This window comes from Rhodosalinus sp. K401, from assembly GCF_041365735.1.
Taxonomy (GTDB): Bacteria; Pseudomonadota; Alphaproteobacteria; order Rhodobacterales; family Rhodobacteraceae; genus Rhodosalinus.
Window position 1 is genome coordinate 25,861 of sequence record NZ_JBGFSI010000010.1, and the last position, 14,261, is coordinate 40,121.

A 14,261-nucleotide genomic window follows, 5' to 3' on the forward strand; every position below is an offset into this window, starting at 1 on the left:
GGTTGAGAGGCGGCCACATGCGACGACGCTCGTGCAGGTGACCGAACATCCCGGAAAGCGACCCTCACGACGTATCACGGATGCATCGCGGCAGAAGTCGGATCGTCATGGAGTCATTCCGAGACTGCGCGCCGTTGCACGGGCACCACGCGCCCGCGAAAGCCAACCTTGCCCCGCACCGCCGATCGGTGAAGCCGCGCCGCGTCGCCGTGCCAGACCCGGTCGCGCCTTGAGCGAATCCTTGCCGCCCCCTCCCTCTCGGCTAACCTCGCGGCCATGCGCGCCGCCTTCCTTCTCACCCTCCTGCTTCTGACCGCCTGCGGGCGGCCGCTGACGGAGGGCGAGCGGGCGCTGGCGCGGGTCACCCATGGCGACGCGGTCGATCTCGAGCGCATCCGCTTCCATGACGGAGCGCTCGTGGGCTCCTATGTCTGGGAGCGGCCGGCGCGGCCGCGCACCTCCTGCCGGGAGCGGATCTGGCCGCCGGGCCGACCGGGAGAGCGCGTCGAGGTCTCTCCCGGCGCCATCGCGCTTTTCAACCGCGTCTTCTACCGGACGGATCTTTACCGGCCCGACTACGCGCCCGGCTTCCCAGACCGCATCTTCCTTGCCGAGGCGATGCTCTTCGCCCACGAGCTCACCCATGTCTGGCAGTGGCAGAACCGCGCGCGGACGGGCTATCACCCGTTCCTCGCCGCGCGGGAGCACACGCGCTCTCCCGATCCCTACCTCTTCGAGCTGGAGACGGCCGACTTCCTCTCCTACGGCTACGAGCAGCAGGGCGCGATCATGGAGGAATACGTCTGCTGCACGGTGCTCGACCCGGCCGCGCCACGCACCGGGCGGCTGCGCAGGATGCTCGCGCGCGAGATCCCGATCGGCGATCTGGACGCGGCACTCGGCGAGGCGCAGGTGATCGTCCCGTGGGACGGCGTGACGGCTCGCGGGATCTGCTCGGACTAGCCGTCCGCCTGAACGCTCCGAAGCCAGGCCACGAGATCGGCCACCGCCTCGGAGGTCATGATCGGCTGGCCGGAGGGCGCCTTGAGTCCGACCGACGCACCGCCCTCGAAGAAGTTGCCGTAAACCGGCATCGGGCTGCCATGTGCCACCAGCGGGTCGCGCCCGTCGATGCGCTTGACCACACGCTCCAGCGGGAAAACGCCGCCATTGCCGGCCGAAAGCGCGGTGAGGTCCGTCGGCTTGATCGTGAGAACCCCGCGCATCGGCCCTTCGCCCATCGCGTCGATGCCGTGGCAGCTTGCGCAATGCGTCCGATAGAGGGCCTGCCCCGCCTCGGGGTCCTCGGCCGCGAGGGGCGCGGCCGCGAGGCCAAGCGCGGTGCAAAGGGCGATGCGGGCTTTGCGGTGCATGAATGTCTCCTTGGGACGTGGGATCATTTCTGGATGCTTTCGAGATGGAACAGGATCGCGGCCAGCGGTCGCGGTACCGGCGACATGATCCCGTCCCCCGTGTCCACCGGCACGGTTTCGCCGCGCAACAGCAACCCGAACTCGGGCATGTCGGGTCCCTGCGCCTTGTTCCCTCGCGTGTAGCCGTCGATGGTGGACAGCACTTCGGCGCGCGGGAAGGTTCCGCCGGACCGCGCCGAGATCGTGGTCAGGTCCGGCGGCGGCGGGGTCAGATCGCCGGCGAGCGGGCCGTCGCCGCGCCCGCCGCTTCCGTGGCAGACCGCGCAATTCTCCACGAAGAGCGCGGCGCCTTCGGAGGGTTCCGGCATGGCGGTCATCGCCGCGCAGGCGACGAGCCCGGCCGGGGCGAGGACAAGGGCGGCGAGGCGAAGATCACGGAGTGCGGGCATCTGCTTTCCTGGAGGATTTCGAGAGGGACGGTGGACGGGCGTGGCGCGCCGGGGCCTGCGGCGCGGGAGGCGAGATGGCGGGCGCCGCCGGCAGGACGCCGGCCGGATGCGCGCGGCGCGGTCCGGCAAAACGCGGGCCGGGCTGGATCATGCCTGCTCCTCCTCTTGGTCTTTGGCCGCGCGCGTCGGACGCGACGCCCGGCCCATCATTGAGCCACAGCATAGCGCCGTGACAAGCCCCGTGCGAGAGGCGATGCTCGCACCGTCAGTGAAATGGAGACGGTGGGCAATGCTGAGCGTGACCGAGGCAGAGGAAATCCTTGCGGAGAATTTCGCGCCGTGGGTGCGGGCGCTCGCGCCCGTGGTGGAAGAGACCGCGCCCGATGGAATTCGGATGCGGATGCCCGTCACGCCCGAGATCGCCCGCGTGGGCGGCATCGTGTCGGGTCAGGCGCTGGCCGCCCTCGCCGACACGGCCATGGTGCTCGCGGCCTGCGCGCAGGCGGGCCGCTTCGTGCCGGTGGCCACGACGAACCTCGACCTGCAGTTCCTGCGGCCGGGCGGAGGCGAGGCGATCCTGTGCGACGCCGAGATCGTGCGCGCGGGCCGGGCGCTCGTCTTCGCGCGCGCCACGCTCACCGCGATGCCCGCCGGCAAGGCGGTGGCGGTCGCCACGGCCACGTTCTACGCGCCGTGACGGCCCGCCGCCCGGTCGCCGCGAGATGGGGGCGGGCGCTCAGCTTATCCGGCCGGCGTCCAGATGAAGCTGGCGGTCCATGCGGGCGGCAAGGGCCAGGTTGTGGGTGGCGATGAGCGCGGCAAGGCCGGTCTCGCGCACAAGGTCCATGAGCGCCGCGAACACCCGGTCCGAGGTTTCGGGGTCGAGGTTGCCGGTGGGCTCGTCCGCGAGCAGAAGCCGCGGCGCGTTCGCGAGCGCCCGGCAGAAGGCCACGCGCTGCTGTTCGCCGCCCGAAAGCGCGGCGGGACGGTGATCGGCGCGGGGCGCGACACCCACGCTGTCGAGAAGCCTGTGCGCCCGCGCCTCCGCCGCGCCGCGCGCGATCCCGTCGGCCAGCTGGGGCAGGACCACGTTCTCGAGCGCGGTGAACTCGGGCAGCAGGTGGTGGAACTGGTAGACGAAGCCGACCTCGCGGCGGCGCACGCGCGTGCGGGCCCGGTCGCCCTGCCCGCCCATGTCCTTGCCCCCGATCTCCACCCGGCCGGCGTCGGCCACGTCGAGAAGCCCCGCGATGTGCAGCAGCGTGGACTTTCCCGCCCCCGAGGGCGCGACGAGCGCCACCACCTCGCCGGGCGCGAGCGTGAGCGACGCGCCGCGCAGCACCGCCACCTCGCTTTCGAGGCCCTTGTTGTAGGTCTTCTCGACGCCCTCGAGGCGCAGCGCCGCCTCACTCATAGCGCAGCGCCTCGACCGGGTTCATCCGCGCCGCCCGGCGGGCGGGGAAGATCGTCACGACGAAGCTGAGGCCAAGCGAGAGGGCCACCGCGGACAGCACGTCCGCCGCCTCGAGCCTCGCGGGAAGCTGGTAGATGCCGCGCACCGCCGGGTCCCAGACACCGCCGCCCATCGCGTAGTTCACGAAGGAGAAGATCGGGTCGATGTAGATGGCGAAGAGACAGCCCAGGATCACCCCCGCCACGGTGCCGATGAGCCCGGTGAAGGCGCCGCAGATGAAGAAGACGCGCAGCACCGAGCCTTCGGTCAGGCCCATGGTGCGCAGGATGCCGATGTCGCGACCCTTGTTCTTCACCAGCATGATCAGCCCCGAGACGATATTCATGGCCGCGATCAGCACGAGGATCGACAGGATCACGAACATCACGTTGTCCTCGACCTCGAGCGCGCGGAGGAAGGAGCCAGAGGCATCCTGCCACGTCCAGACCTGCCCGCTCTCTCCGGCCGCGCGGAGGATGGGCAGCGCGTAGTCGTCCACGCGCTCCGGGTCCGTGACCATCACCTCGATCTCGTCGGCCGCGCCCTCGCGGTTGAAGAAGCTCTGCGCCTCGGCGAAGGGCATGTAGAGGCGCGTGCGGTCGATGTCGTAGCGCCCGGCGGTGAAGATGTAGGTGACCTCGTAGGCCTTGACGCGGGGGCTCGTGCCGAAGGCCGTCTTCACCCCGTCGGGCGAGATGAGCGTGATCCGGTTGCCCGGGCCGAGGCCGAGCTCGCGCGCCACGCCCGAGCCGATGGCCACCCCCTCCCCGAAGCGGCCGATATCGCCGAACGCGGCTTCGGGATCGGCGATCCGCGGCAGCGTGGCGAGGTCCCTCGCGGCGATGCCGTAGACCTCGACGCCGGTGTTGCGCCCCGCTGCGCTGGCCATCACCTGCCCCTTCACCAGCGGCGCGGCACGCGTGACGCCGGCAACCTCGGCGATACGCGCCGCCATCGCCTCGTAGTCCGCGATCTCTCTGGTGACGCGACCCGAGGCGTCCACCTGCCCGGCCGAATAGACGGTCACATGCGCGTTGGCGCCGAGGATCGTGTCCACGAACTCCGCCCGGAAGCCCGAGCGCACGGCAAGCGTGGCAATGAGCGCGAAGACGGCGAGCGTGATCCCGACGAGGCTGATCCAGGTCATCACGCTCACGCCGCCTTCGGCGCGCCTCGCGCGCAGGTAGCGCCAGGCGATCATCCATTCGAACGGCGCGAAGGGGGCTGGGGTACGGGCCATGAACTCTCCGGGGGAACGGCTCGCGCGGACACTGGTCCGGGCGGCCGGCAGGGTCAAGCCGGCGCTAGCGCAGCCCGGTCTCTTCCAGCAGCCCGAGGCGCTTGGCCTCGTAGTAGTAGCCCCGCGCGTACCACATCACCGCGCGGTCGATGTCCCCGCCCGAGACGAGCCAGGCGCCGCGCAGGTAGCGGCCGGCATATTCGAGATTGGTCTCGGCGTCGAAGAGCCGCTCCGCGGGGCCGGAAAAGCCCATGCTCCGCGCGGTGGCGGGCAGGATCTGCATCAGCCCGTAATAGGGACCTGCCCCGTTGAAGGCGCGCGGGTTGTAGTCGCTTTCGCGCTGGATCACCCGGTGAAGAAGCGCCGGCGGGATGTCGTGGACCTCGGCATAGGTTTCGACCAGCCGGCGCATCTGCGGCGTCTCGCCGGGATAGAGCGACGGCATGGACTGCGCGCTTCGTGTGGCGAGTTCGGCCGTCCTGTCGTCGCCGCCCGCGCCGCAGGCCGCAAGCGGCACGGCAAGCATCAGGGCGAGCGCGGCGCGGCGCGAATGGATGGTCATGGGGTCGTGCCTCCGATCCTGTCCCGACACCGCCCATACCCCGGTTCGCGGCCTGGGCAAAGCCGGGTGCGGACGCATGGGCGGGCCTCCGCCCATCCTGCGGCCCGTGCGAGCCGCGCGGCGCGCCGCGGACCGGCGGGCACCGGGGCCGAACGCCGACGGCCGGCGCGCACGGCTCCGGGGCACCTTCGCGGGGCGCTTCCCGCAAGATTGCGCCCGCACCGGCCCGTTCGCCATGAGCCCGTGGCGTGCCGGCTTGCCCGGCGGCGCGCGGCGCGTCTATGGTCGCGGCCATGACCACGCCCCGCCTGACCCCGCTCGCCGCGTCGCTGCCCTCCACCGTGCCCTTCGTGGGCCCCGAAACCCAGGAGCGCGAGCGCGGCGCCCCGTTCCGCGCCCGGCTCGGCGCGAACGAAAGCGTCTTCGGCCCCTCGCCCGAGGCGGTGGCGGCCATGCGCGCCGCGGCGGCCGAGATCTGGAAATACGGCGACAGCGCAAGCCACGATCTGCGCCACGCGCTTGCTGACCACCACGGCGTGGCCACGGACAACGTGATCGTGGGCGAGGGGATCGACGGGCTTCTGGGCTATCTCGTCCGGCTGACAGTCGCGCAGGGCGACGCTGTGGTCACCTCGGACGGCGCCTACCCCACCTTCAACTACCACGTCGCGGGGCATGGCGGGACGCTTCACAAGGTGCCCTTCCGCGACGACCGGGAAGACCCCGGGGCGCTTCTGGCCCGCGCGGCGGAGGTGGACGCCAAGCTCGTCTACCTGTCCAACCCCGACAATCCGATGGGCAGCTGGCATGGCGCCGACGCGGTGGAGGCGATGATCGAGGCGCTGCCCGAGGGCACGCTCATGGTGCTCGACGAGGCCTATATCGACTACGCGCCCCAGGGCACCGCGGCGCGGGTGGCCGCGGACGATCCGCGGGTGATCCGGATGCGCACCTTTTCCAAGGCCTACGGCATGGCCGGCGCGCGCGTGGGCTACGCGCTGGCCGCCGCCCCGCTCATCTCGGCCTTCGACAAGATCCGGAACCATTTCGGCATGAACCGTGCCGCGCAGGCCGGGGCGCTCGCGGCGCTCCGCGACCAGGGCTGGCTCGCCCATGTCGTCGCAGAGGCCGCGAAGAGCCGCGAGGAGATCGCCCGGATCGCGCAGGCGAACGGCCTCGCGGCCCTGCCCTCGGCCACGAACTTCGTCGCGGTGGACTGCGGCGGCGACGGCGCGCGGGCGCGCGCGGTTCTCGACGGGCTGATCGCGCGGGGCATCTTCGTGCGGATGCCGGGGGTCGCGCCGCTCGACCGCTGCATCCGCATCGGCACCGGCACCGAGGCCGAGATGGCCGCCCTCGCGGAGGCGTTGCCCGGCACCCTGGCCGAGGCGCGTGAACGCGCATGACCGAAAGGGCCGGGCTTCAGGCGCCCTCGTCGTCGAACTGCATCCGGTAAAGCTCGGAATAGACGCCGCCGCGCGCGATCAGCGCCTCGTGGCTACCCGCGTCGAGCACCCGGCCCTGGTCCATCACCACGATCTTGTCCGCGCTCCGCACCGTGGACAGCCTGTGCGCGATCACGAGGGTGGTGCGCCCGGCGCTCAGGCTCTCGAGCGCGCCCTGGACCGCCTGCTCGGACGCGGTGTCGAGCGCCGAGGTGGCCTCGTCGAGCAGGAGCACCGGCGTGTCGCGCAAAAGCGCCCGCGCGATCGCGACCCGCTGGCGCTGCCCGCCCGACAGGTTGGAGCCGCGCGGCCCGACCTGCGTGTCCAGACCGGCCGCGAGCCGGGGCAGGAAGCCGCTGACATGCGCGGCGTCGAGCACCGCGGCCAGGCGTTCGTCGGACACGTCCTCGCGCCCCAGCAGGATGTTCTCGCGCAGCGTGTCGTCGAAGAGAAGCGCTTCCTGGCTCACCACCGAAAAGAGGGCGCGCAGCTCCGGCAGCGCCATCCGGTCCACCGGCACCCCGCCGACCGTCACCTCCCCCGACTNTGGAGCCGCGCGGCCCGACCTGCGTGTCCAGACCGGCCGCGAGCCGGGGCAGGAAGCCGCTGACATGCGCGGCGTCGAGCACCGCGGCCAGGCGTTCGTCGGACACGTCCTCGCGCCCCAGCAGGATGTTCTCGCGCAGCGTGTCGTCGAAGAGAAGCGCTTCCTGGCTCACCACCGAAAAGAGGGCGCGCAGCTCCGGCAGCGCCATCCGGTCCACCGGCACCCCGCCGACCGTCACCTCCCCCGACTGCGGATCGACGAGCCGCGTGATGAGGTTGAAGACCGAGGACTTGCCCGCGCCCGACGGGCCCACCAGCGCCGTCGTCTTTCCCGCTTCGGCGGTGAAGGAGCAGCCGCGCAGCGCGGCCGCGTCGCCGAAACTCAGATGCACGTCGCGCAATGCGATCTCGGGCACGCCCTCCGGGGCCGGGACGGGGGTCGCGGGCGCACGCAGCGTCGGTTCCTCGCTCAGCAGCTCGCGGATGCGCTCGATGCTCGCGGCGGCGATCTGCCAGACGCCGCTCAGCTCGCCGAGGCGCCGCACCGGCTCGAAGGCGAGGCCGATCGCGGTGAAGAACGCCATAAAATCGCCCACCGTCTTCTCCCCGGCGACGATCTCGCGCCCGCCGAAGAATAGCACGCCCATGAAACCCACCCCCGCCATCAGGTCGATGAGCCCCGGGATCATGGCCTGGCCCGCCGCCGCACGCGTCTGCAGCCGCACGCGCTCTCGGGTGAGCCGGCCGTAGCTGCCGGACTGGTAATCCTCGAGGCGGTTGAGCTTGATCGGCTGGATGCCGTGGAAGATCTCGTTGAGCCGCGTGGAAAGCCGTGCCGCCACGTCGCGCGCCAGCCGCGCGTTCCGGCGCACGAAGCGCTGCAGCGAGACGGACGGTGCCAGCACCACCGGCGCGCCCAGAAGCGCGACCAGCGTCCAGCGCCAATCCACCGAAAACGCCACGGCCATGAGCGAGATCACCGCCATGGCATCCCGCCCGACGCCGGTGAGGATGGTGCGCCACACACGGCTGATCGCCGCCACGTCGCCCTCCACCCGCTGCATCAGGTAACCGGGCGAATGCACCTGGTGGAACGCGCTGTCGAGGCGCATCAGGTGTCCGACGAGGTCCTTGCGGATTTCCGCCGCCGTCACTTCCGACAGGCGGGTCAGAAGCACCTTCTGGATCACGCTGGCCGAGGCGCGCGTCACGAAAATGCCCAGGAAGGCCAGCGCGACCCAGCCTATGGCCTGCGTCTCGCCGCCCACGAAGACCCGGTCGAACATCGGGCGCATCATCCAGCTCAGCAGGCCGAGCATGCCGCCCTCAAGCGCCATGAACAGCATCGCCACCCCCAGAAGCGGCGCGTGCCGCCTCAGGTAGCTGCGCCAGAGCCAGCGGAAGAGGCCCGGCGCGTGCTCGGCCGCGGTGTCGCTCATGCCAGCTCGGCGGCGGGCCGGCGGGCCGCGAAGGCCGCCCGGATCGCCCTGTCGTCGTATTCGGTGGCGATCCATTCCTCGAACCCGATCGTGCCGCGCGCCAGCCGCGCCTCGTAGATGTCGAGGATGTAGTCCTGCACCCCCGTCTCCGTCGATTTCAGATGCCAGTAGCGCCAGGAAAGCTGCGCCTTCGCCTCGGCCACGGGCACGCCCCGGAACACCATGAGATAGGTCGCCGCGGCGAAGCCCGCCCGGTCCGCGCCGGACTTGCAGTGGAACAGGAACGGCCCCTCGACCGTGCGCATCGCCTCGATCATGGCCAGAAGGTTCTCGCGCGGGGCGGGCTTGCGCGCCCAGATGCGGTTGCTCACGAGAGCCAGGCCCAGCGCCTCGCAGCTTTCGCGCTCGAACCGGTAGGACGGCTGATCGCTCGGTCCGCGCAGGTTGATGATCGTGCGGATGCCCATGTCGCGGTAGCGGCGCAGGCGGGCGTGATCGGGCTGGTTGGAGCGGTAGACCCCCGGGGCGATCTCGTAGAGGTTGGTCCAGAACACGCGCAGGAAGGCGTGGTCGAAAAGGTGGTAGTGCAGCAGCGCCGCGCGCCGGCCCGCGGGCGTGGACAGGTCGCGCCCGAAGGAGCGGCGCCATTGCCGCTCGCGCTCGTCCACCCATGTCCGGAACCTGTCGATCATGCCGCGCCCTTCGCCGTCCGCCGCGACTTAGTGGCTGCGACGGAGCGAAGCAAGCACGGCCTCCGCGCGCCGCGCGGCGTTGACGCCGCAGCGCACGCGGCTAATCTCGCGTCGCCGCCATCCGCGGACGATCCCGGAGATGCCCATGACGCTTGCCAACGGCCGCCCCTACCTCGCCATTCCCGGCCCCTCCGTGATGCCCGAGGAGGTGCTGCGCGCCATGCACCGCGGCGCGCCCAACATCTACGAGGGCGCGCTTCCCGACATGGTGGCGGGGCTCGTTCCGGACCTGCGCGCCGTGGCGCGAACCTCCGGGCACGTCGCCATCTACATCGCGAACGGCCACGGCGCCTGGGAGGCGGCGCTCGCCAACACCGTGGCGCCGGGCGCGCGGGTTCTGGTGCCCGCCACGGGCCGCTTCGGCCATGGCTGGGCGGAGATCGCCCAGGGGCTCGGCATCGAGGCCGAGGTGATCGACCATGGCAAGCGTGCGCCGGTGGACGTGTCCCGGCTGGCCGAGACGCTCGCCGCCGACCGCGCGCACACCATCAAGGCCGTGCTCGCCACCCATGTGGACACCTCCACCTCGATCCGGAACGACATCGCGGCCCTGCGCGCGGCGATCGACGAGGCCGGGCATCCCGCGCTTCTCATGGCCGACTGCATCGCCTCGCTCGCCTGCGACCGGTTCGAGATGGACACGTGGGGCGTGGACGTGATGGTGGCGGCAAGCCAGAAGGGGCTGATGGTGCCGCCGGGCCTCGGCTTCGTGTTCTTCTCCGACAAGGCCGCCGCGGCCCGCGCCGCGCTGCCACGCGTGAGCCGCTACTGGGACTGGGCGCCGCGTGCGGACCCGCAGATGTTCTACCAGTATTTCGGCGGCACCGCGCCCACGCATCACCTTTACGGGCTGCGCGCGGCGCTCGACATGATCGGCGCGGAGGGGATGGAGGCGATCTGGTCGCGCCACGCGACGCTCGCCCGCGCCGTCTGGGCCGCCTGCGAGCGTTGGGGCGCGGACGGCCCGCTGGAGCTCAACGTGGCGGATCCGGCGCTGCGCAGTCACGCCGTCACCGCGCTGCGGATCGGCGCGCCGCACGGCACGCGGCTGCGCGACTGGGTGGCGCGCGAGGCGGGCGTGACGCTCGGCATCGGCCTCAGCATGGCCGAGCCGGGCAGCGCGGAGTGGCACGGCTTCTTCCGCTTCGGCCACATGGGACACGTCAACGCGCACATGATCCTCGGTCTTCTGGGCAGCGTGGAGGCGGGAATGCGTGCGCTCGACATCCCGTTCGGCCGGGGCGCGCTGGACGCGGCGGCCGAGGTCGTGGCCGGGGGCTGCCCCGCCCCTTCGGTTCAGCCGGCGAAGACGGCCTCGACCGGACGGCGCGGGGCCTCTGCCGCGTCGCTCGACGGGTAGCCGATGCGCAGCACGGTCTGCGGCGACCCCTCGGGGCGGAGGAGCGCGCGCAGCTTGGTGCGAAGCTCCGGCACCTGCACCGGCTGGTTGAGATAGGACGCCTGCAGGCCGGCCTCGGCGGCGGCGAGCAGCACCCGCTCGAGCGCCTGGCCGGCCGCGAGCCAGTCGGCCTCCTCGTCGCCCCCCGTGCCGAGCACCACGAGCATCGGCGCCGCCTTCGCAAGATCGCCGTCATGCGCACCGACACGTTCGCCGAGATCGACCCTGCGCACCGCGAAGCGCGCGAGCGGCACGGCGATCCCGGGCAGGGACAGCCCGTCGCCCTGCCGGCGGGGATGCATCCAGGCCGCAAGCTCGCGGCGCCAGCGCGGATCGGCCCATTGCGCCGCGTCGCCCTCCTCCACGAGATCGGCCAGCGCAGCGCGCCGCTCCGGCTGCTCCACGGGATCGAGCCAGGCGCCCTCCGCCTCGGCGGCGGCGGCGAGCGCGGCGTGCACTTCCTCGGCCGGGGGGCGCGCGGCGAACGCCTTCCGGAAAGTGCGGCGGCCCTCGATCTGGCGCGCGAGCGCGGCCAGCCTGCCGTCCGCCGCGCCCTCGAGGGACACCACCGCCAGAAGGTCGGGATCGTCGTCCTCGGGCAAAAGGGTCACCCTTGCGCCCAGGCCCTCGGCCGCCGCGGCGGCGCGCAGGTTGAAAAGCGCACAGCCGCAGCTGATCGTCAGTTCGCGGTCCTCGGGATCGTTCACCGGCAAGGCCCGGGTGCGGTCGGCGAGCAACCGAAGGGCCCCGCCTTCGGCCTCGAAGATCCAGGGCTGGGTGTTGTGGCTCGACGGCGCGCGCACGGCGGCGGCGACAAGACGCTCGAGACGGCTGTTGTCGGACATGTCGAAACGCTCCCCTTCCGCTGACCCGGTCGCGGCGAATGGTGCCGAAGGTGCGCGGCGCGCGCATTGACCTTGCGCAAACCGCGCACCGGCCAGCATCAGAGCGGCGGGATGTCGCCCTCGGCCCGGGCGGCGTGAAACCGCGCCTCCCACGCAGCGAAGGCGCCATCGGCGATGGCGTCGCGCATGCCCTGCATGAGGTCCTGGTAGTAGCGCAGGTTGTGCCAGGTCAGCAGCATCGCCGAGAGGATCTCGCCCGCGCGGAAGAGGTGGTGGAGGTAGGCGCGGGAGTAGTCCCGGCAGGCGGGACAGCCGCAGTCCTCGTCGATCGGGCGCGGATCGTCCTGGTGGCGGGCGTTCTTGATGTTCACCACGCCGCGGCGCGTGAACACCTGCCCGGTCCGCCCGGACCGCGTGGGCAGCACGCAGTCCATCATGTCGATCCCGCGCTTCACCGCGCCGACGATGTCGTCGGGCTTGCCCACGCCCATGAGATAGCGCGGCCTGTTCCCGGGCAGCATGGCGGGCGCGTGATCGAGCACGCCGAACATCGCCTCCTGCCCTTCGCCCACGGCGAGGCCGCCCACGGCATAGCCGTCGAAACCTATGGCCCGGAGTGCCTCCGCGCTTTCCTCGCGCAGGTCACGCTCCAGCCCGCCCTGCTGGATACCGAAGAGCGCGTGGCCGGGCCGGTCGCCGAACGCCTCTTTCGACCGCGCCGCCCAGCGCATCGACAGCCGCATCGACTCCGCGATCCGTTCGCGCGAGGCCGGCAGCGCCGGGCATTCGTCGAAGGCCATCACGATGTCGGAGCCCAGAAGCCTCTGGATCTCCATCGACCGCTCGGGGGTGAGTTCGTGGCGCGCACCGTCGATGTGGCTGCGGAAGGTCACGCCGGTCTCGGTCAGCTTGCGCAGCTCCGCGAGGCTCATCACCTGGAAGCCGCCCGAGTCGGTCAGGATCGGGCGATCCCAGTTCATGAAGCGGTGCAGCCCGCCGAGCGCCGCGACGCGCTCCGCCGTGGGCCGCAGCATCAGGTGGTAGGTGTTGCCCAGCAGGATGTCCGCGCCGGTGGCCGCCACGCTTTCGGGCATCATCGCCTTCACGGTGCCCGCGGTTCCCACCGGCATGAAGGCGGGCGTGCGGATGCGCCCGCGCGGCGTCTCGATCTCGCCGAGGCGCGCCGCGCCGTCCGTCGCCTTGAGTCGGAACGCGAAAGCTGTTGTCATCCTGACCTCCCGTCGGCAAAGCGTCCCCGTATCCGACACTTCCGGCCAGATGCCAAGGAGACCCGAATGAACGAGCCGTCCGATCCCGCCACCAACCTGATCCGCTTCGGTTGGGAGGAATGGGTGTCCCTGCCGGACCTCGGCCTGCCGGCGCTGCGCGCCAAGGTCGATACGGGCGCGCGCACCTCGGCGCTCCATGCCTTCGACATCGAGACCTTCGGCCCCGTGTCGAAGCCGCGCGTGCGTTTCACCGTGCACCCGATCCCGGGGCGCGAGGACCTCGTGATCCCCTGTTCGGCCGAGATCGTGGACCGCAGGACGGTGACGTCCTCGAACGGCGAAAGCGAAAGCCGCTTCGTGATCTCCTCCACCCTGCGCGTCGCCGACCAGAGCTGGCGCATCGAGCTGACCCTGACCAACCGCGCGACCATGGCCAGCCGGATGCTTCTCGGGCGCGAGGCGCTCAAGGATCATATCGCCATCGTGGCCACGGACCGCTTCCTTCAGCCCGAACTGAGCTACGACGTCTACCACACGAGCCGGATGCGCGAGCAGGCGCCGAACCGGGCGCTGCGCGTGGCCGTTCTGTCGCGGGAGGACAACTATTCCACCCGCCGCCTCGTGGAGGAGGGCGAGTCGCGCGGCCACACGGTCGAGGTCATCAACACCACGCGGTGCTACATGGCGATCAACGCGCTGTCGCCCGAGGTGCATTACGACGGGCAGCGCCTGCCGCGCTACGACGTTGTGATCCCCCGTATCGGCGCCTCGATCACGCCCTACGGCACCGCGGTCGTGCGCCAGTTCGAGACGCTCGGCACCTTCTGCATCAACGGCTCGGAAGGGATCGCGGCGAGCCGCGACAAGCTTTACGCGCACCAGCTCATGGCGCGGCACCGCATCGGGATGCCCAACACCGCCTTCGCGGCCAGCCCCAAGGATACCGACAGCCTGATCCGGCTCGTGGGCACGGCGCCCCTCATCGTGAAGCTTCTGGAATCGACGCAAGGAAAGGGCGTGGTGCTGGCCGAGACGCGCAAGGCCGCGCAATCGGTGATCGACGCCTTCCGGGGGCTCAAGGCCAATTTCCTCGTGCAGGCCTTCGTGAAGGAGGCCGCGGGCGAGGACATCCGCTGCCTCGTCGTGGGTCACAAGGTGGTGGCCTCGATGAAGCGGACGGGCGCGGAGGGGGATTTCCGATCGAACCTGCACCGCGGCGGCTCGGCGATGCGCGTGCGGATCACCAAGACGGAGCGCGAGGCGGCGCTCCGGGCGGCGCGTGCGTTCAACCTCAACCTCGCGGGCGTCGACCTGCTGCGTTCGGAGGATGGGCCCAAGGTGCTCGAGGTGAACTCCTCGCCCGGGCTCGAGGGAATCGAGACCGTGTCCGGCAAGAACGTGGCCGGCCTTCTCTACGACGAGATAGAGCGGCGCGTGCGGCCGACCCCCGTGCGCAAGCGCCGCGCGAGCGCGCGCGACGGCGGCGCCGGCTGAGGCACGGGGCGGGCCGCTGCGCCGCCGCCGCGGCG

General features: G+C 71.5%; 13 protein-coding genes and 1 pseudogene. 5 read left to right on the forward strand and 9 right to left on the reverse strand.

What is annotated here, in order from left to right; all coding sequences use genetic code 11:
* The first annotated feature begins 276 nt into the window (after positions 1–276).
* Positions 277–963: a hypothetical protein gene (locus AB6A66_RS11920; protein WP_371056071.1), complete on the forward strand. Its 687-nt coding sequence runs from the start codon at positions 277–279 to the stop codon at positions 961–963.
* On the opposite strand, the gene AB6A66_RS11925 is transcribed toward AB6A66_RS11920, so the two are convergent.
* Both AB6A66_RS11925 and AB6A66_RS11930 read right to left on the reverse strand, forming a co-directional pair.
* The gene (locus AB6A66_RS11925) at positions 960–1,373 is read right to left on the reverse strand and encodes a cytochrome c (RefSeq protein ID WP_371056072.1); all 414 of its coding nucleotides are present in this window, start codon (positions 1,371–1,373) and stop codon (positions 960–962) included. The two genes, AB6A66_RS11920 and AB6A66_RS11925, sit on opposite strands and share 4 nt — an antisense overlap.
* A 23-nt stretch (positions 1,374–1,396) precedes the next feature.
* Entirely contained in the window at positions 1,397–1,822 is a 426-nt protein-coding gene (locus AB6A66_RS11930; protein ID WP_371056073.1) for a c-type cytochrome, read from the reverse strand.
* Between the two features lie 289 nt (positions 1,823–2,111).
* On the opposite strand from AB6A66_RS11930, the gene AB6A66_RS11935 reads away from it, so the two are divergent.
* Complete coding sequence (locus tag AB6A66_RS11935) at positions 2,112–2,519, forward strand: PaaI family thioesterase (protein ID WP_371036884.1); 408 nt, start codon at positions 2,112–2,114, stop codon at positions 2,517–2,519.
* A 39-nt stretch (positions 2,520–2,558) separates the two neighbouring features.
* Here the strand turns inward: AB6A66_RS11935 and AB6A66_RS11940 are convergent, their stop codons facing one another.
* The 3 genes from AB6A66_RS11940 to AB6A66_RS11950 all read right to left on the reverse strand — a co-directional run bounded on the left by AB6A66_RS11940 (position 2,559) and on the right by AB6A66_RS11950 (position 5,077).
* A complete protein-coding gene (locus tag AB6A66_RS11940; protein ID WP_371056074.1) occupies positions 2,559–3,236 on the reverse strand; it encodes an ABC transporter ATP-binding protein in 678 nt (225 codons plus the stop codon).
* A complete protein-coding gene (locus AB6A66_RS11945; protein WP_371056075.1) occupies positions 3,229–4,515 on the reverse strand; it encodes a lipoprotein-releasing ABC transporter permease subunit in 1,287 nt (428 codons plus the stop codon). The genes AB6A66_RS11940 and AB6A66_RS11945 overlap by 8 nt, the downstream gene beginning before the upstream one ends.
* Positions 4,516–4,579: 64 nt before the next feature.
* On the reverse strand, positions 4,580–5,077 hold the full coding sequence (locus tag AB6A66_RS11950) for a lytic transglycosylase domain-containing protein (RefSeq protein ID WP_371056076.1): 498 nt from the start codon (positions 5,075–5,077) through the stop codon (positions 4,580–4,582).
* Positions 5,078–5,370: 293 nt separating this feature from the next.
* On the opposite strand from AB6A66_RS11950, the gene AB6A66_RS11955 reads away from it, so the two are divergent.
* Complete coding sequence (locus AB6A66_RS11955; protein WP_371056077.1) at positions 5,371–6,483, forward strand: pyridoxal phosphate-dependent aminotransferase; 1,113 nt, start codon at positions 5,371–5,373, stop codon at positions 6,481–6,483.
* A gap of 16 nt (positions 6,484–6,499) precedes the next feature.
* Here AB6A66_RS11955 and AB6A66_RS11960 read toward each other — a convergent pair.
* Together AB6A66_RS11960 and AB6A66_RS11965 are read right to left on the reverse strand one after the other, a co-directional pair.
* A pseudogene (locus AB6A66_RS11960) lies at positions 6,500–8,507 on the reverse strand (ABC transporter ATP-binding protein).
* Positions 8,504–9,199 carry a tyrosine-protein phosphatase gene (locus tag AB6A66_RS11965; RefSeq protein ID WP_371036890.1) on the reverse strand — a complete coding sequence of 232 codons (696 nt, stop codon included), beginning with the start codon at positions 9,197–9,199 and terminating at the stop codon, positions 8,504–8,506. The pseudogene AB6A66_RS11960 and the gene AB6A66_RS11965 overlap by 4 nt, the downstream one beginning before the upstream one ends.
* Before the next feature lie 145 nt (positions 9,200–9,344).
* On the opposite strand from AB6A66_RS11965, the gene AB6A66_RS11970 reads away from it, so the two are divergent.
* Positions 9,345–10,619, forward strand: coding sequence for an alanine--glyoxylate aminotransferase family protein (locus AB6A66_RS11970; protein ID WP_371056078.1), 1,275 nt, complete (start codon positions 9,345–9,347; stop codon positions 10,617–10,619).
* Here the strand turns inward: AB6A66_RS11970 and AB6A66_RS11975 are convergent.
* Both AB6A66_RS11975 and tgt read right to left on the reverse strand, forming a co-directional pair.
* Positions 10,556–11,503: a hypothetical protein gene (locus AB6A66_RS11975; protein WP_371036892.1), complete on the reverse strand. Its 948-nt coding sequence runs from the start codon at positions 11,501–11,503 to the stop codon at positions 10,556–10,558. The genes AB6A66_RS11970 and AB6A66_RS11975 overlap by 64 nt on opposite strands.
* Positions 11,504–11,601: 98 nt before the next feature.
* Positions 11,602–12,732, reverse strand: a complete 1,131-nt coding sequence (tgt, locus tag AB6A66_RS11980; RefSeq protein ID WP_371056079.1) for a tRNA guanosine(34) transglycosylase Tgt — start codon at positions 12,730–12,732, stop codon at positions 11,602–11,604.
* A 66-nt stretch (positions 12,733–12,798) separates the two neighbouring features.
* Here tgt and rimK point away from each other — a divergent pair, with 66 nt between their 5' ends.
* Complete coding sequence (rimK, locus tag AB6A66_RS11985) at positions 12,799–14,226, forward strand: 30S ribosomal protein S6--L-glutamate ligase (protein ID WP_371056080.1); 1,428 nt, start codon at positions 12,799–12,801, stop codon at positions 14,224–14,226.
* Positions 14,227–14,261: the final 35 nt, after the last annotated feature.